The following is a 17,326-nucleotide window of genomic DNA, read 5'->3' as shown; positions in this document are numbered from 1 at the left end:
CGAAGGGCACACGGTGACGGACACCCGCGAGATCCTGACGCGGTTCAAAGGCGGCACCCTGCAGCGCGAGCACGCCGTGGCCCTGCTGCGCGGCGCCGCATCGCCGGCCGGAGCACCGCCGCGGCCCGGCCCCGCGGTGCGGCCCGCGGCGGAGCGTGAACCACCGGCCGGCCCCGGTGCCGGCGGCGCCGAGCCGTGCGCCGTCGTGGGAATGCAGGGCTGTTTCCCGCACGCCGACGACCTGGACGCCTTCTGGCGCCACGCCCTGGAACAGCACACCCCCACGGCATCGTCCCCGCGGGGAGGGGACCGATTCGCGGACGGCATCCGGGAGTTCGACGCCGGCCTGCTCGCCCTGTTCGGCCTCGACACCGCCGGCGCGGCCGTCCTGGACTCCCGTGAACGCCTGCTGGCGCGCAGCGCGTGGCAGACCCTGGAGAGCGCCGGATACGCCGGAGTACGGACCGACCGGCTCACCGGCCCCGACCACGCAGGGCGCAGCGTCGGTGTCTACCTCGCCGCCGGCCCGGCAGACAACGCGCCGGGCGGGGACACGCCGGGCGGGCCCGGACCGGCCGGGCGGCTGTCGCGGCTGCTCGACCTGCGCGGGCCCAGCCTGAGCGTCGACACCGGCGCGTCCTCCTTCCTCACCGCGCTGCACCTCGCACTCGGCGCGCTGCGCGCGGGGGAGTGCGAGGCGGCGCTGGCCGGCGCCGTCGAGCTGCCACCGCGTCCGGCACCTCGGCCGCCCCGCACCGGCACCCACATTGACACCGGCACCCACACCGACACCGGTGCGGGCACGGATGCCGGTGTCGATGCCGATGGTGGGGGTGGTGGTGTCGGGGACGGTGGCGGGGGAGTGGTGGTCGTGCTGCTCAAGCCGCTGGCCGCGGCCCGTGCCGCCGGGGACCGCGTGTACGCGGTGATCCGCGCCGGCGCGGCCGGTCACCCGGGCCGCCTGGGAGCCGTACCGCACCACGCCCGGCTGGTCGGCCGGGCGCTGGCTGCGGCCGGCCTGACCGCCCCGGCCGCCGATCCGCACGGGACGCGCACCGGGCCGCCGCCGCAGATCACTCGGCAGCCGGCGCCGGCCGCCGCCCCCGGTCCGGACGGCCCGGGGGCGGGCCTGGTGGCGGGGGCCGGACTGGAGGCGCTGGGCATCGCTGTGCGGGAGAGCGCCCGGACGGCGGACCCGGCGGGTGACACGGGGGACGGCCCGGGGGTGGTCGCCGGGGCGGCCGCCCTGGTCCGTGCCGTGGGGCAGTTGCGCCACGCCACGCTGCTGCCCGGGCCCGGCCGGGCGGCGCCCGCCGGCTGGGAGCCGGCCCGCCGCGACGACGGCACCACGGTGCCCCGCAGGGCCCTGGTCGGCGTGTCCGGGCCGCCGGCCGCGGACGCCGTGCTGGTCGTGGAGGAGGCACCCCCCGCCCACCGTCCCCCCGCGCGGCCCGCCCGCCGCCCCGCAGACGCGGAACTGGTACTGCTGTCCGCCGCCACGCCCCGGCAACTGGCCGCCACCGCGGCGCGGTTCGCCCGCTGGCTGACCGGCGCCGCTGCGCACGGCGGCCCGCCCGGAGCGGACCTCGCCGCGGTCGCGCACGAACTGCGGCTGGGACGCGCGGCCCTGCGCTGCCGTCTGGCGGTGGTCGCCCACACGGTCACCGGCCTGGCCGCACAGCTGGCCGCCTTCGCCGAGGCCGCCGGCCCCGGCCGGCACCCGGCGGGCGTACACAGCGCCGACCTGCGCGACGCAGGCGACCCGCTGCTGCTCGACGGGCTCGCGGAGACCCGTACCTACGTGGCCGCCCTGTGGCAGGGCGGCCGCCTCGAACAGCTGGCGCGGCTGTGGCTGGCCGGCACCGACATCTGCGCCGTACTGCCCGCGCACCCCGGATCCGCGGGCATCGAACTGCCCCCCACCGTCCTGCAACCCCAACCCCAGCCCCAACCCCAGCCCCAACCCCAGCCCCAACCCGAGCCCCAACCCGAGCCCCAACCCGAGCCCCAACCCGAGCCCCAACCCGAGCCCCAACCCGAGCCCCAACCCGAGCCCCAACCCGAGTCCGAGCCCCAACCCCAGTCCGAGCCCCAACCCCAGCCCGAGCCCCAACCCCAGCCCGAGCCCCACTCTCAGCCTGAGCCCCACTCTCAGCCCGAGCCCGAGCCCGAGCCCGAGTCTCAGGTCCACGCCCGGTCTCAGGTGCAGTTCCGGTCTCGACGCGGGCCTCAGGAACGGCCGGTGGAGTCCGGCCCGGACGCGACGGCGTCCGGCGCGGGTGTGCCCGCACCCGACGGCGGCACGGACGGAGCACGGCGGTGACCGCACCCCTGACATCCCCGCCCCCGTCACCGTCGCTGTCCGCGGTCGCACCCTCGTCCTCGTTCCCGGCCCCGGCCCCGGCTCCGGCCCTGGTCCCGGCGTCCGTTCCGGTTGGCGTCGCGGGTGCGGACGCGGGCACGGACGAGCCGGTCAAGCTGTGGCTGTGTCCCAACGACGGCCTGCCGCCCGCGGTCGCCGGCCTGCTCGCCGCGCACTGGCTCGACGCGCAGGAGCAGAAGACCGCGAGCCGTTTCCTGTTCGAACGCGACCGGCGCCAGTACCTGCTCGCGCACACCCTGGTGCGGCGCGCGCTGGCGCTGGAGGCGGGCCTGGCCGAGGCCGAGCTGGTCATCTGGCGTTCCGCGCGGGGCCGTCCCTTCCTGCGGCCCGCTCCGGGTGAACTGCCGCGCGGCGGAGCGCAGTTGGACTTCAACCTCTCCCACGCGGGCGGCTACAGCCTGCTGGGTATCGTGCGCCGCCACCGCATCGGTGTGGACGTGGAGCGGCTGGAGGACCGGGACGAGCGGGCCATCACCACCATCGTGCGCACCTTCGCCGCCCCGGAGCGGGAGTGGGTCGAGCAGGCGGCACAGGGCCCGGACCGCGACCGGCGGGCACTGCGGGTGTGGACGCTCAAGGAGGCCTACTCCAAGGCCCGCGGGCTCGGCCTGGGACTGCCCTTCGACGCGTTCGTCTTCACCCTGGACGACGAACGCGGCGTACGCGCCTTCACGCCGCCCGCCGACGACACGGCCCGCCCGTGGCGGTTCGTCGAACTGGAGCCGGTGCCCGGCGTGCTGGTCGCCGTCGCCGTGCCCGCCGACGCGGCCCAGGACCCGGTGCTCCACCTCGGCTACGGCTTCCCCTGGAGCCGCTCGGAGCTCCGCAGTTTCCCGCTGCCCCGGCCGGTGGGGGGCCGCCTGGCCGCGGTCCCGGCGTGACTTCCCGGGCCGGTGCGGCGGCCCGGGGGCATCTCCAGCGGGCTTCGAAGACCTCTTGAGCCGGGACACCTACCGTGAGGCGTCCGCTGTTCCTGCTGTCTGCAGCCAGGAGGCCGCCGTGCCCATCCTCAGGTATCCGCAGAGCCCGCTGGACGACCTGCTGCGGCGGGCCGCGGACCGTGACGGCGACGCCCCGGCCGTGGTCACGGCCGGGGCCGCGGTGACGTACGCCGCCCTGGACCGGGAGGCGGACCGCATCGCCCGCTACGTGGGGCGCACCGTCCGGCGGGCCGACGCCGTCGTCGCCGCGGCCACCACCCTCGACACCGCCTTCCCCGCCGTGTACTACGGCACCGTCCGCAGCGGCCGGCTGCTGGCCCTGCTCGATCCGCGGATGGGGCCGGCCGCGCTGCACGAGGTGTGCGCGGCGGCCGGGGTCGAGATCGCCTTCGTACCCGGAGCGCTGGCCGCGCTGCTCGCCGCACTCGCGGACCGGCTGCCCCGGCTGCACACCATCGTGGTGACCGACCCCACGGACCCCACCGGCCGCCCCGCACCCGTGCGCCCCGCACCCGGCGGCTCGGTATCCGGCGGCTGGGTGCCGGACCGTCAGCCGTCCGGTGTCCAGCTGTCCGGTGTCCAGCCGTCCGGTGTCCCGGTGTCGGATGTTGCGGTGTCGGGTGCTGCGGTGTCCGGTGGGCAGGGGGCCTGCGCGGTGGTGGCGCTGTCCGCGGCTCTGGCGGCGGTGCCCGCCACCGGGTCCGTACGCAGGGCGCGGCCCGGTGTGGACGCGGTGGCGTGCCTGCAGTTCGCGCCGGACGGCGGCGGGCGGTTGAAAGGTGTGCGCATGACGCACCGCAATCTCGTCGCGGGCGCCGCCCAGACCGCCCTGGCCCACCGGCTCGGTGCCTCCTCCGTCGTCCTCAACCATCTGCCGCAGTACCACGCCGTGCACCTCAACTCGGCCGTGCACGCCGGAGCCCGGCAGGTGCTGTGCACGGACCCCGACCCCTTCGGGGCGCTGGCGGAGGCAGCGCGGGCGGAGGCCACGCACTACTACGGGCTGCCCGCCCGGCTGGACCGGCTGGCGGGTGATTCCCGGCTGGCCGCGGGCCGGGCGCACCTGCCCGGCCGGCACCTGAGCGCCATCCATGTCAGCGGCGGGGTACTGGCGCCGGAACGGGCCCGTGCGCTGCGCGACGCGCTGCGCGTGTCCGTTCTGCAGGGCTACGGCCTGACCGAGGTCTTCACGCTCTCCCACCACCAGCCGCCCGGCTCCCGGCCCGGTCTCGGCGCGGTCGGGGTGCCGCTGCCGGGCACCGAGTGCCGGGTCGTCCTGCCCGGCAGCACCCGGCCCGCCGCGGTGTGGTCGACCGGCGAGGTGCAGATCCGCGGACCGCAGCTGAGCCCCGGCCCGGCGGACGGACCCGGCCCGGCACCGCGGGACGCGGACGGCTGGCTGGCCACCGGTGACACGGGCTACCTCGACGCGGACGGCGGACTGCACCTCGTGGACGCGCACCGCTCCGTGTTCACCTGCGACGACGCGCTGGTCGCGCCCAGCGTGGTGGAGCGGGTCATCGGCCAGGACCCGCGGGTGGCCGACTGCATCGTCGCGGACTGGCCCGACCCGGCGCGCGGCGCCCTGGTCTGGGCCGGCGTGGTGCTGCGCGAGGCGCCCGACGGCGATGCCCCCGGTCTCCTCGACGTCCTCGACTCCGTCGCCGAACAGGCCAACGCCCGGCTCGGCCCCGGCGAGCAGATCCGCCGCCTGGAGGCCCTCGACGCCGTCCCCCGCCGGCCGGGCGGCCGGCCCGCCCGCCGCGAACTGCGCCTGCGGCTGCACGCCCTGGCCGCCGGGGAAGCCGCCGCCTGACCCACCCCGGCCGGCACCCCCGGTACGGACCGCGGCACAACCAGCCCGGGGACAAGAAGACAAGGAGACTTGCGGACAAGGGGACTTGAGGGCGACGGACCCCGGACCCGCCCCGCGGGCAACGGCCCCGCGCCCGCCGCCCGGAGGAGACCGGGCCGGAGCCCGCGCATCCCGGCCCCGGCGGCCCGGAGGTCAACGGGCCGGGGACACAGGGCCGGAGAGATCGGAGGCCGGCCGCAGGCGGGGGCCGGGCCGGCGGGGTGAGACGTGGTAGCGGACCGGTCGTGGCCCGCTGGAGCGCACCGGACACGGCGCCGCCCGCCGCCTACGGTGACCTGGCGGGACATCCCGGGATCCGGCGGGACATCCCCGGACGACAGGGAGGAGGCCGCCATGGACGAGCGGCACGCCGCACTCCGGGTGCTCCCCGCGCCAGCCCCCGCACACGACGAACACGCCGGCCGTGCCCCGGCCCCCCGGCCCGGCGCGACGGCCGCCGTGCGGGTGCACGTGGTCGGCGAGGACCCGCTCGCCCGCCGCGGCATCACGGCCCTGCTCGAGGGCCACCCCGGTATCCGTGTCACCGGCGAGAGCGAACCGGGGCCGGAACTGCTGCGCGCGCTGGCCGCCCGGCCGCCCCATGTCCTGGTCGCCCACGGCGCGTTCGCGGGCGACCAGCGCGAGGCCCTGGCCTTCGGCGGCGGGGACCTGCCGCTGCTGGTCCTGGGCGGCCCGGCCCGCACCGACCGTGCCGGCCGGCCGGCCGGCGGGCATCTGCCGGCCACCGCCACCGCGGGCCAGCTGGCCTCCGCCGTGGTGCTGGCCGCGGCCGGCTACACCCTCGCGCACGGACCCGCCCCGGCCCCGGCCGGACGCCGATCCGCCGCCGCGCCCATCCCGCCGATCTCACCGGTCAGCCCCGACCGGCTGACCGACCGCGAGTGCCAGGTCCTCGACCTGCTGGCCCGCGGCCTGTCCAACGGCGAGATAGCCCAGGCCCTGACCCTGTCCGAGCACACCGTCAAGACCCACGTGCAGAACCTGCTGCACAAGCTGCGCCTGCGCAACCGCGTCCACGCGGCCATCTACGCCTTCGAATCAGGCCTGCGCCCCCCGGCCGCCCGCCCCTCCGCCTGACCCGCCCAAGCCCGTCCCCCGGACCCGGCCCTCAAGCCCGTCCCCCGAAGGCGGCTCTCCAGCCCGTCTCGCTTGGCCCGGCCCTCAAGTGCGGCCTTCGAGCCCGGTCTTCAGGGTTTGGGTCTTCGGCCGGACGGCCGCGGGAGCGCCGGGCCGGGCGGGGTGACGGGCCCGGCAGATGACGAAGGTGACGCTGATCAGCAGGGCCCAGGAGATCCATTTGGAAGCGGAGACGGGTTCCCAGCCGTGGAGTTGGTAGGGCTTTCAACTGTTGCATGATCCATCAGTAAATATCAGCTTTTCTCATCTGTTATCTTGATCGCGTGAAGCTTTCCGAATGGGCGGCGCGCAACGGTGTGCACTACCAGACCGCGTGGACGTGGGCGAAAGAGGGCCGCATGCCGGTCCCGGTGCGCCAGACGCCGTCTGGTACGTGGTTGGTCGACGAGCCCGCCCCGGAGACGTCCGGCCGTGTCGTGGCGTACTGCCGGGTTTCGTCGGCGGACCAGAAGCCGGATCTTGACCGGCAGGTGGCCCGCGTGGTCCAGGGGGCTACCGGGCTCGGCCTGCCGGTTGCGGAGGTCGTGACCGAGGTCGGCTCGGGGCTGAACGGGCGTCGGCGCAAGTTGCACCGCCTGCTGTCCGATCCGCGGGCCGCGGTGATCGTGGTCGAGCACCGGGACCGGCTGGCCCGGTTCGGCGTCGAGCATCTCGAAGCCGTCCTGTCCGCCTCCGGGCGGCGCCTGGTTGTCCTCGACCCCACCGAGACCGCCGATGACCTGGTGCGCGACATCACCGAGGTGCTGACCTCGATGTGTGCCCGCCTGTACGGGCGGCGGGCGGCGAAGGACCGGGCCGCCCGCGCGGTGGCCGTGGCGACCGGCGAGGCTGCCGAGTGAAGAAATTCCAGCCACAGCCCGGGTTCCAGGTTCAGGCGTTCCGGTTCGCCCTGGACCCGAACACGACTCAGGAGCACGCGCTGCGCTCGCACTGCGGCGCGGCGCGTGCCGCGTACAACTGGGCTGTCGGTTGGGTGACCGCGTCGTGGTGGCAGCGCCGCGCGGAGGAGTCCTACGGCATCGCCGAGGCCGGGCTGACGCAGTGGCGGCCGTGGTCGCTGCCCGCACTGAGGAAGGCGTTCAACGAGACCAAGCACGCTGACCCCAGGTTCGCCGCCTGGTGGGAGGAGAACTCCAAAGAGGCGTACAACACCGGCCTCGCCAACGCTGCGGCGGCGTTCGACAACTACACCAAGTCCAAGCAGGGCAAGCGGCACGGCAAGCGGATGGGTACGCCCCGCTTCAAGTCGAAGCGGAAGGCCCGTCTTTCCTGCCGGTTCACGACCGGCGCGATCCGCGTGGACACGGGCGGCCGGCACGTGACGCTGCCGAGGCTGGGCACGATCCGTACCCACGAGCCCACGGTGAAGCTCCTCGCGCGCGTTGAGGCCGGGACGGCCCGGATCCTGTCCGCGACCGTGCGGCACGAGCGCGGACGCTGGTACGTCGCCTTCCAGGCCGAGGTCAAGCGCGACCTCGAACGTGTGGCGCGGCCGGACGTGGCGGTCGGCATCGACCTCGGCGTGAAGACCCTCGCGGTCATGGCCGACTCGACGGGTGAGATCCGCACCGTCGCGAACCCCGGACACTACGACCGGGCACGCAAGCAGCTGCGCCGCGCCTCTCGCATCGTCTCCCGCCGCCAGGGCCCCGACCGGCGCACCGGACAGAAGCCGTCGAAGCGGTGGGAGAAGGCCAACGCCGCCCGCAACCGCGTGCACCACCGGGTGGCGAACCTCCGCGCGGACGCCCTGCACAAGCTCACCACGAGCGTTGCGGCCGAGTACGGCACGGTCGTGATCGAGGACCTGAACGTCGCCGGGATGCTCCGCAACCGGCGCCTCGCGCGCAGGATCGCCGACGCCGGATTCGCAGAGATCCGACGCCAGCTCACCTATAAAACCCGCCAGCGCCACACCACCCACCTCGTGGCCGCGGACCGCTGGTACCCCTCCTCGAAGACCTGTTCCGGGTGCGGCGCGGTGAAAGCCAAGCTGCCGCTGCACGTCCGGACCTACGAATGCGACACCTGCGGCCTGGTCATCGACCGGGACGACAACGCCGCACTCAACCTCGCCGCTCTCGCGGCAGCCTGCCTGACTGGTACCGGAGTGGCTGGAGACCAGGACGCCACCGAGGTGGTGTCGAAGCCTCGTAGAGCCGACCAGAAGACCCGCGCCACCCGCACCCGCCGCAAGGCGAGCGCGGGGCGGGCAGGTGGCGCACCCCTGCCGCACCAGCGGCAGGAGGAAGCGAGAGACCGTACTCACGCCGAAGCCCTCACGCTTTGGTGACGAGACGGACCTTCCGGGCCGAAATGCCCGGAATGCTGAGAGCAGCTGAGGCTCTTAGCAACGGCGCACCGTCTGGGCCAGCCGATGTCCTCGTCGGAGGGGGCGGGTGCCTCTCCGGCCGGCCCGCCGGCGCCCGGTGCCCGGGCCCGGCTGCCGTGTCCCGCGGCGGCCGTCCACGCCGCCCGGTGCGCGCACACCGATGGCCTCATCGTCGACTCCCGGACGTTTGACATGCGCAAGGACTCCACGCCGGCCGGGTGTGCCGGCCGGATGATGCCGAGCGTGCCCGGCCGCGCTGGAGGAACGCTGGAGAAGTGCACGAGACGGACGTGAGACGGACGTGAGACGGACGTGAGAGGGGCGTGAGAGGGGCGTGAGGCGGGCGTGAGGTCCGCACGAGATTTCCGCCCCCGGCCTGGCAAAGGTTTGCCCGCGTGTTGCCCGGCGCCCTACGCTCGGGGCGGCTCCCGGCGAAACTTTCTTGCCCGCTCACCCCAGGGGATTCGAATCATGCTGCGACAGCCCGCGTTCGGACACCGCCTGAAGAAGCTCCGGATGGCCCAGGGGCTGTCGCAGACGGCCCTGGCCGGTGAGGGCATGTCCACCGGCTACCTCTCCCGTCTGGAGTCCGGGGCGCGCCAGCCCACCGACCGGGCCGTGGGCTACCTCGCCGACCGGCTGGGCCTTGAGGTCGCCGATTTCGAGGAGCCGGTCACCGGCTCGCTGGCCCACGCGCTGACCCTGGCCTCCTCCACCGGTTCCGCGGACGCCATCGAGGCGCTGCGCGCGGCACTCGCCGCCGAGGGCCACGAAAGCGCGGTGCTGCGCTGGCAGGCGCTGTGGCTGCTGGCGAGGGCCGCACGCCTGCAGGGCGACCATGCCGCGGAGCGCGCCCACCTCGCCCAACTGGTCGCGCTCGGCGACGAGGTGGGCCTGGCCGAGCTGCGGGTGCGCGGCCTGACCCGGCTGGCACGCTGCCTGCGTTCGCTCGGCGAGATCACCCCCGCCCTGGACGCGGCCGTCGCCGCCCACCGGCTCGCCCTGGGCGAGGACCTGGGCGTCGAGGACCGTGCCGCCGCGCTGCTGGCCCTGGTGTCGGTCCAGGCGGAGGCCGGGCAGGTGCCGGAGGCCCGGGTGCACGCCGACGAACTCACCGCCCTGGTCGAGGGCCGCAGCGACACGCTGTGGGCCGAGGCGATGTGGACGGCCGCCGCCGTGCGGGTGCGCCAGGGCGACCACACCGGCGCGCAGCACTGCCTCGACCAGGCCCTGGAACGCTTCAGCAGCCAGGAGGACCTGGTGCTGTGGCTGAGACTGCGGCTCGCCGCGGGCCGGCTGCACCTGCAGAAACTGCCCGCCGACCCCGCACAGGCACAGCGCTGCGCCGAGCAGGCCGAGGCCGCTCTCACCTTCGTCGGCACCCCCGCCCTGCGCCAGGACCTGACCGCGCTGAAGGCCGATCTGGCCTTCGCCACCGGCCGCTACGACGATGCCCGCGCCCTGCTGGGCGGCCTGGCCGGGGACGAGCCGAGGATGACCTACCGCGACCGGGTCCGGCTGGAGATCCTGCGCCAGCAGCTGCTGATCCTGGGCGGCGACGTCTCCGGCGTGGACGGGCTGCGCACCCTCGCCCAGCAGGCCCAGGCCGACGCCAACATCGACCTCGCCGCGGAGATCTGGCGCACCCTCGCGGACGCCCTCACCCCCGCCCCGCCGGCCTGAGGACTGTCCCCGCACCCCCCCCGCACACCCCCCCCGCACACCCCACCCCGCACACCCCACCCCGCACACCCCACCCCGCACACTCCGCCCGGCACGCTCACCCCCCCCGGCACGCCCACCCTCGTGCGTCCCGGTCCCGGTCCCGGGGCCGGCAGCCGGCGGGGCGGGAAATTCGGATGGCCGGCGCAGCGGATTTCCCGCCGCCCCGGGGGATTTGCTTTCCCGCCTTCCCGCCTTCCCGACCTTCCCGCTTTTCCGGGTTTTTCTCGACGGCGCCTCGAATTCCGGTGGACGGGGCGGAAGTTGCCTTGACGTGTGGAGTGCCGGTTCGTGAATCTCGGTACGGTACTGGCCGTTCACGCCCGAAGGGACACCATCGTGGTCAGCAAGAAGAGGAATCCCGCAGGACCCGAGCCGGAGCTCATCCCCGCCTTCGGCAGTGAGGTCACCGACGGTCTGGACGAGGACACGGAGGCGGACGTCCTGGGCAGCATCGCCCTGCAGTAGGGCGGCGTCGCGCAGCAGGACGGCGGGCGGACACGGGGGAGGGGACCCGCCCGGCGGGTCCCCTCCCCTCGTCTCCCCTCGTCCCGTCCGCCGGCCGGTGCCGTCAGGACGTCACGAGCGCCACGCACATCGCGCCCAGGGCCACCGCCTGCAGCACGACCCGGGCGTTGATGACGCTGTCCCAGGTGCGCTGCAGGCCCCGCGCGTCGGGCGCGGTGCGGCAGTCCAGCGCCGCGCCGGTGAGCTCCTTGTTCACCGGCGCGCTGACCTTGTTGTAGACGGCCAGCCACACCACCAGGGCCAGCGCCGCCACCGCCGCGGCGACGGCCGGCGCCGTCTCGCCGCCGAAGCCGGCCGCGACGGCCGTGGCCACGGTGGCGACCAGGCCGAAGACGCCCGGGACGGGCATCCGCCGGTCCCCGAAGCGGTGGATCTGCCCCATGGTGCTGGTCAGCACCGCGTCGTCGACGTGCGCGAGGGCGGGCCGCTGGACGATCGCGGAGAAGACGTCGGTGCCGTAGACCACCGCGTTGGCCATCGTGGCCACCACGGCCAGGGTTTGTACGAGCGCTTCCATCACAACCACCCTTGTCCGTCTGCCGGTTGCCACAAGGGCCTTGCCGCCCCGTGGATATATCAATGCTAGATGTCCTGCCGACACTATCAAGTTCAGTGCTTCGAATGCTAGCGTTGACAACTGCATTGGTTCGCAAGGGATTCAGCGGGGACGTGGGACGGCCCGGCCGCGGCGGTCCGCCGTACCGCGCCCTGCGAGGACATCCGCCCGCACCGCCACGAGGAGACACCCAGATGGCCATTGGACGTGCCCGTCGCGTACTCATCGCCGGCGGAGGGATCGGCGGCCTGGCCGCGGCCCTCGCGCTGCAGCGCAGCGGTGTGGAGTGTGTGGTCTTCGAACGGGCCGAGGAACTGCGCGACGGCGGCGCGGGCCTGCACATCTGGACCAACGGAGTCCTCGCGCTGGACTATTTGGGCGTGGCCGGCCAGGTCCTGGAGACGGCCCCCGCGCAGCAGGTCGCGCACTTCAGCACCCACCGCGGCGAGGTGCTGGGCGCCTGGCCGGTGGGTGACTTCGTCGAGCGCTACGGAGCGCCCACGATCGCCGTCGAGCGCTCCGTCCTGCACGGTGTGCTGCGCGACGCCCTGCAGGGCTCCCCGGTGCGCACCGGGGCGCACGTGGTCGGCTTCGATCAGGACGAGGACGGGGTCACCGTGCGCTTCGCGGACGGCGGCAGCGAGCGGGGCGACCTGCTCATCGGGGCCGACGGCATCCACGGCACCGTCCGCGACTGCCTGTTCGGCCCCGCCGGCAACCGCTACAGCGGCTACATCGCCTGGCGCGGCCGCTCCCCCCTCCAGCACCCCGACATCCCGCCGGGGACCTTCAACGCGATGTTCGGGCCCGGGGTCCGGTTCACCTACTACGACGTCGCGCCCGGCCTGGTGCACTGGATGAGCGTGGCCAACGGGCCCGCCGGCGGACGCGACGAGCCCGGCGTGCGTGAGATGCTGCTGCGCCGGCACCGGGGCTGGGGCGGCCCGGTCGCCGACATCCTCGCCGCCACCCCGGAGGAGGGCATCATCCGGGGCGACGTCGAGGGCCGCCGCCCCGAACGCCGCTGGGGCCGCGGCCGTGTCACCCTCCTCGGGGACGCCGCGCACCCCATCACCTTCAACATCGGCCAGGGCGCCTGTCAGGCGCTGGAGGACGCCCTCGTGCTCGCCGAGCACCTGGCACCCGCCGGCGGCGACCCGGTCGCGGCGCTGCGCCGCTACGAGCAGGAGCGCCGCGCCCGCACCGCGCCGCTGCAGCGGATCGCGTGGCGGATCGGGCGGATGGGCGCGGTGGAGAATCCGCTGCTGATCCGGGCGCGCGAGGCGTTCATGCGCAAGAACTGGAACACCAAGGCCTTCGCCGCGGCCGAGAAGGGCCAGGTCTCCTACGGCACCCGCTGGGCCCGCGAGACCCGCCCGGACCACCCGGTCCCCGCCCCCCGCACCACCGTGGACTGACGCCGGGCCCGAACTCCGTTGGTCCGGCCCCGGGTTCGTGCCATCGCGGACCGGCCCCGGGCCCGTACCCCGGTGGGTCGCCTCCGGGTTCGTGTCACTGCGAGCCGGCTCTGGGCCGCGCCATGGTGGACCGGCCCCGGGCCCGAACTCCGGTGGTCCGGCCCCGGGTTCGTGCCATCGCGGACCGGCCCGGGCCCGTACCCCGGTGGGTCGCCTCCGGGTTCGTGTCACTGCGGGCCGGCTCTGGGCCGCGCCATGGTGGACCGGCCCCGGGCCCGAACCCCAATGGGCTGATGCCAGGCCCGAACCCCGCTGGGCTGACCCCAGGCCGGCAGCACCGTGGACCCGTCCCAGGCCCGAACCGCCGTGCACCGGCCCCAGGCCCGCACCGTCCTGGGCCAACGCCCCGGCCCGGCCCGGGCCCCGGGCCGGTCGGGGGCGCGCCCTGGCCAGGGGTGCAACTCGGACAGGGGCGCACTCTGCTCCAGGGCGCACTCTGCTCCAGGGCGCACTCCGGTCCGGGGCGCACTCCGGTCCGGGCTCCGCCTCCGGTCCGGGGCGCGCCCGAGCGCTCCGGACCCGAGCGCTCCGGACCCGGCCGCCCGCGCGCGTCGGCCGCCGAGGCATCGGCCCCGGGCCGCGCTCCCGCCGGGGAGGGCAGCGGCGGCCGGAGCGCCCGCCTGCCGCAGCCGTCGAGGGGGCCCGCCCGAGCACCCCCGCCTGCGTACCCCGGCCCGTTCCCGAAGCCACCGGCCGGCCACGGCGCCCGCCCCGCCCCGATACGGCACTTCCGGGACCTCGGCCGCACCCTCAACTCCCCGCCGCCACGGCCCGCGTTCACGCCCCGCAGGGCACGGCCTCACGATCCACGCCGGGACCGACCGCACCCGCCCCGCCCACGCGCCGGAGCCCGCCCGGAACACCGCACCCAGGGCCGGCTCCCCGGGATGGCACCGAACCGCAACAGGACCCGAAGCAACGACATGGACGCCCCGCCAGGAAACACCCCCGGCCGAAACCCCGCACCGCCTCCGGGTCAGTCCGGCGGAGCCGCCCGCTGCGGCGCCGACGGCCGCGCCGCGGCCCGTGCCGCCGGGTACAGGCCGTCCCAGACCGGGTGGTCGGGCGGAAACCCCAGGGAGACCAGGACGTTGACCAGCATCCCGTACGCCATGAACGTGGTGGTCCGGCCGGTGTCCGCGCCGAGCGGCAGATGGACGGTGTCCCACAGCCGCTGCCACTCGGCGCGGACCGCCTCGCCGAACCCGGCGTCGCCCCGCGCCTCGCACGCCGCCACCGCGACGTACACCTGCATCTGCATCAGCAGCCGTTCCGGTTCCTTGAGAATGACGCGGGTGTACGCGTTGGCCATCGCGCCCAGCGCCTCCTCGCCGCTCAGCCCCTCGGTCGCCTCGGCGAACAGCCGTGTGGTGTCGGCCAGGCAGCGCCGCGCCGCCGCGAGGAACAGCGCCCGCTTGCCCGCGAAGAGGCGGAAGAGGTACGGCTGCGACACCCCCGCGCGCCGGGCGACGGCCTCGGTGGAGGTGCCGTCGTACCCGCCCCGGGCGAACTCGCTCAGGGCCGCGCGGATGACGCTCTCGCGCCGCTCGTCTGCACTCATCCTCACCATGACCGAAAGTTAGTGGTTGATCACTAACTCGGTCAAGGGGGGCGGGGCGGAAAGCCCGGCCCGGGTGGAATCCGGGTGGAATCCCGGCGGACCCCGGCGGGAAAAGCGCCCCCCGGGGACGGGGGAATCCGGTGGAGGAAATCCCGCGCGGTGGTGCCGGTCCAGACGCATTCGAGGAATGCGCCAGAACTCCGTGCCAGATTCACAGAATCGAGATCCGCTCGCCGACGGCTCGATGACCTTTCTCCGGCGCTTTCGTCAACTCAGTGAGGCAGGAACGGGGATGATCGACAATTTCTTCACGATGTTTCCCGGGCAGGGCTCGCAGCGCGCGGGCATGGCCGGGCATCTGCTGCGTGAGCACCCCCGCACCGCCGGACGCGTCCTGGCGCGCGCGCAGGACGCCACCGGCCTGCCGCTGACCGCGCTGTGCAGCACGGCGGGGGAGGAGGAGCTGGCCCCGACCGAGATTGCCCAGCCCGCCATCGTCGCCACCAGCCTCGCGGTGCTCGAAGTGCTGCGCGAGGAGGCCGGGTTCGTGCCGGCCGTGGTGGCCGGGCACAGCCTGGGCGAGTACACGGCGCTGGTCGCCGCCGGGGTGCTGGGCGCCGACGAGGCGCTGCGGCTGGTGCGCCGCCGCGGCGAGCTGATGGCCGGCGTCTCGCGCCGGGCCGGCGGGGCGATGACGGCCGTACTGGGCCTCGACCCCGCCCGGATCGAGGAGATCTGCGCCGGCTGTGCCCCGCTGGGCGTGGTGGAGATCGCCAACTACAACGAGCCGGGCCAGACGGTGATCTCCGGGCAGCGCGCGGCGGTCGAGGAGGCCGCCCGCCGCGCGCTGGCGGCCGGCGCCGAACGGGTGGTGGCGCTGAAGGTCTCGGCGCCCTTCCACTGCTCGCTGATGCGGGCGATCGAGGACGAGTTCGCCGCCGAACTGGAGCGCGTCACCTTCGCCGCACCCCGGCTGCCGGTGATCAGCTCGGTCACCGGCACCCTGGTGCGCGACGGCGCGCACGCCCGGGACCTGCTGCGCCGTCAGCTGGCCGGGCCGGTGCGCTGGGTGGACGTGCTGGGCGCCGCGGGAGCGCACGGGACGGGCGGCTGCCTCGAGGCCGGCCCCGGCCGGGTGCTGAGCGGCTTCGCCAACCGCACCGGCGTCCACTCCGTGGTGCGCAGCACCCACGACGCGCGCCGCATCACCGCGCTGCTGCGCGAGCTGAGGCAGGAGTCCGCCCCTGACGCCGCCGCCTGACCCGCCGCGCGGGGCGGCCCCCGACCCACGGGCCCCCGCCCCCCGCCCCCGCACCTGCTCCCCCTGCCCGTCCTGCTCGTCCTGCTCGTCCTGCTCGTCCTGCTCCCGTCCTGTTCCCTCTTCTCCTTCTTCCCTCTCCCGTTCCCGTCCGTCCGGTGCCGGCCTCCGGTGCCGGCACCGGAGAACGACCCATCCGAAAGGCAGCCAACGGTGTCCGAAACCCTGACTTCCACCTCGACCGACTACTTCCATGCGGTCCAGGCCGCCATCGCCGACGCCCTCGGCATCGACGAGTCCGAGGCGGTTGCCGAGGCGACCCTGCTCGGACAGCTGGGCGCCGAGTCGATCGACCTGCTCGACATCCTCTTCCGCATCGAGCGCGCCACCAAGGTGAAGATCACCGTGGCCGACATCGCCGCGCTGCTCCAGGGCGGCATCCCCGACGAGGAGTTCGGTGACGAGAACGAGGTCGTCAACGACACCGGCCTCACCCACCTGGAGAAGGTCCTGCCGCAGTTCGACCGCAGCCAGCTCGCCGAGCCGCTGACCGCCGAGGGCGTGCTGGGCCTGTTCACCGTGCAGAACCTGACCGACCTGCTGACCGAGCGGGCCGCGGCGCAGAACGCCGCCTGACCCCACCCGGCCGGTGGTGTGCGGGCAGGCGGCGTCCCGCGCACCACCTGTCGCCTCCCGCCCCTCCCCTGCCAGCGGCCGGCCGGGGTGCGGCCCCTGTCCGCGCGGGCCCCGGCAGCCGCCGCCCACCTCGTAGCAGAAACGGGAAGAGACAGATGAAGCTGAAGGACCGCACCGCCCTGGTCACCGGTGCCTCACGCGGCATCGGCCGGGCCATCGCCCTGGCCCTGGCCGAGCAGGGGGCGGCCGTCGCCGTCAACTACCGCTCCCGGCAGGAGGACGCCGCCGCGGTCGTCAAGGAGATCGAGACCGCGGGCGGCCGGGCCGTGGCGATCGGCGCCGACGTCGCCGACCCGCAGCAGGCCGCCCGCCTGGTGCAGGAGGCCACCCGCCTCCTCGGCTCCCTCGACGTGCTCGTCAACAACGCGGGCACCAGCGACGACGGCCTCATCTACGACGCGCCGCCGGACGCCTGGCTGAACGTCATGAAAGTCAACTTCGGCGGCGCGTACCACTGCACGCACGCCGTCATGGAGCAGTTCATGGCCCACGGCGACGCCACGATCGTCAACATCTCCTCGGCCATGGGCGAGCGCGGCTGGATCGGCCAGGCCAACTACTCGGCCTCCAAGGGCGCGCTGAACTCCTTCACCCGCTGCGCGGCGATCGAACTCGCCCGCTTCGGCGTGCGGGTCAACGCGGTCCTGGCCGGGTTCACCCCGACCGACCTGGTGGACGGGGTGATGCAGCGCGACGGCGGCCGCAGCATCAAGCGGCAGATACCGCTGCGCCGCTTCGCCACCGTCGAGCAGGTCGCCGCGGCAGCGGTGTTCCTGGCCGGACCCGACTCCGGCTACACCACCGGCGAACTGCTCTGCGTCGACGGCGGGTTCTCCGCCCAGCTGGGCATCGGCCGTC

The 17,326-nt window shown here is 75.0% G+C and carries 14 protein-coding genes; 12 read left to right on the top strand and 2 right to left on the bottom strand.

The window, feature by feature from the left end:
- The first annotated feature begins 13 nt into the window (after nt 1-13).
- The 8 genes from OHB41_RS00070 (at nt 14) to OHB41_RS00035 (ending at nt 10,859) form a co-directional block, all read left to right on the top strand.
- On the top strand, nt 14-2,323 hold the full coding sequence (locus OHB41_RS00070) for a beta-ketoacyl synthase N-terminal-like domain-containing protein (protein ID WP_266695907.1): 2,310 nt from the start codon (nt 14-16) through the stop codon (nt 2,321-2,323).
- Nucleotides 2,320-3,264 carry a 4'-phosphopantetheinyl transferase family protein gene (locus OHB41_RS00065; RefSeq protein WP_266695906.1) on the top strand — a complete coding sequence of 315 codons (945 nt, stop codon included), beginning with the start codon at nt 2,320-2,322 and terminating at the stop codon, nt 3,262-3,264. The genes OHB41_RS00070 and OHB41_RS00065 overlap by 4 nt, the downstream gene beginning before the upstream one ends.
- 118 nt (nt 3,265-3,382) lie before the next feature.
- Nucleotides 3,383-5,140: a class I adenylate-forming enzyme family protein gene (locus OHB41_RS00060; RefSeq protein ID WP_266695905.1), complete on the top strand. Its 1,758-nt coding sequence runs from the start codon at nt 3,383-3,385 to the stop codon at nt 5,138-5,140.
- Nucleotides 5,141-5,533: 393 nt separating this feature from the next.
- A complete protein-coding gene (locus OHB41_RS00055) occupies nt 5,534-6,277 on the top strand; it encodes a response regulator transcription factor (RefSeq protein ID WP_266695904.1) in 744 nt (247 codons plus the stop codon).
- Between the two features lie 323 nt (nt 6,278-6,600).
- Complete coding sequence (locus OHB41_RS00050) at nt 6,601-7,176, top strand: IS607 family transposase (RefSeq protein WP_266695903.1); 576 nt, start codon at nt 6,601-6,603, stop codon at nt 7,174-7,176.
- On the top strand, nt 7,173-8,630 hold the full coding sequence (gene tnpB / locus OHB41_RS00045; RefSeq protein ID WP_266695902.1) for an IS607 family element RNA-guided endonuclease TnpB: 1,458 nt from the start codon (nt 7,173-7,175) through the stop codon (nt 8,628-8,630). Before OHB41_RS00050 ends, tnpB begins: the two co-directional genes overlap by 4 nt.
- Nucleotides 8,631-9,140: 510 nt before the next feature.
- Nucleotides 9,141-10,352: a helix-turn-helix domain-containing protein gene (locus tag OHB41_RS00040; protein WP_266695901.1), complete on the top strand. Its 1,212-nt coding sequence runs from the start codon at nt 9,141-9,143 to the stop codon at nt 10,350-10,352.
- 330 nt (nt 10,353-10,682) lie between these two features.
- Nucleotides 10,683-10,859 carry a hypothetical protein gene (locus OHB41_RS00035; protein WP_187286092.1) on the top strand — a complete coding sequence of 59 codons (177 nt, stop codon included), beginning with the start codon at nt 10,683-10,685 and terminating at the stop codon, nt 10,857-10,859.
- Nucleotides 10,860-10,962: 103 nt separating this feature from the next.
- On the opposite strand, the gene OHB41_RS00030 is transcribed toward OHB41_RS00035, so the two are convergent.
- Entirely contained in the window at nt 10,963-11,436 is a 474-nt protein-coding gene (locus tag OHB41_RS00030) for a DUF1772 domain-containing protein (RefSeq protein WP_266695900.1), read from the bottom strand.
- 233 nt (nt 11,437-11,669) lie between these two features.
- Between OHB41_RS00030 and OHB41_RS00025 the strand changes: the two genes are divergently transcribed.
- Complete coding sequence (locus tag OHB41_RS00025) at nt 11,670-12,893, top strand: FAD-dependent monooxygenase (protein ID WP_266695899.1); 1,224 nt, start codon at nt 11,670-11,672, stop codon at nt 12,891-12,893.
- A 1,036-nt stretch (nt 12,894-13,929) separates the two neighbouring features.
- On the opposite strand, the gene OHB41_RS00020 is transcribed toward OHB41_RS00025, so the two are convergent.
- The gene (locus OHB41_RS00020) at nt 13,930-14,523 is read right to left on the bottom strand and encodes a TetR/AcrR family transcriptional regulator (protein WP_266695898.1); all 594 of its coding nucleotides are present in this window, start codon (nt 14,521-14,523) and stop codon (nt 13,930-13,932) included.
- 283 nt (nt 14,524-14,806) lie between these two features.
- Here OHB41_RS00020 and fabD point away from each other — a divergent pair, with 283 nt between their 5' ends.
- From fabD to OHB41_RS00005, 3 genes are all read left to right on the top strand, one after another.
- Entirely contained in the window at nt 14,807-15,775 is a 969-nt protein-coding gene (gene fabD, locus OHB41_RS00015; RefSeq protein ID WP_266695897.1) for an ACP S-malonyltransferase, read from the top strand.
- A gap of 210 nt (nt 15,776-15,985) precedes the next feature.
- On the top strand, nt 15,986-16,408 hold the full coding sequence (locus OHB41_RS00010) for an acyl carrier protein (RefSeq protein WP_266695896.1): 423 nt from the start codon (nt 15,986-15,988) through the stop codon (nt 16,406-16,408).
- A 155-nt stretch (nt 16,409-16,563) separates the two neighbouring features.
- Nucleotides 16,564-17,326: SDR family NAD(P)-dependent oxidoreductase (locus OHB41_RS00005; RefSeq protein ID WP_266695895.1), on the top strand; the 763-nt coding region annotated here is incomplete at its 3' end.

Source organism: Streptomyces sp. NBC_01571 (assembly GCF_026339875.1).
GTDB lineage: Bacteria > Actinomycetota > Actinomycetes > Streptomycetales > Streptomycetaceae > Streptomyces.
The sequence above is the reverse complement of the archived record's forward strand: the minus strand, read 5'-3'. Positions and strand labels throughout refer to the sequence as shown.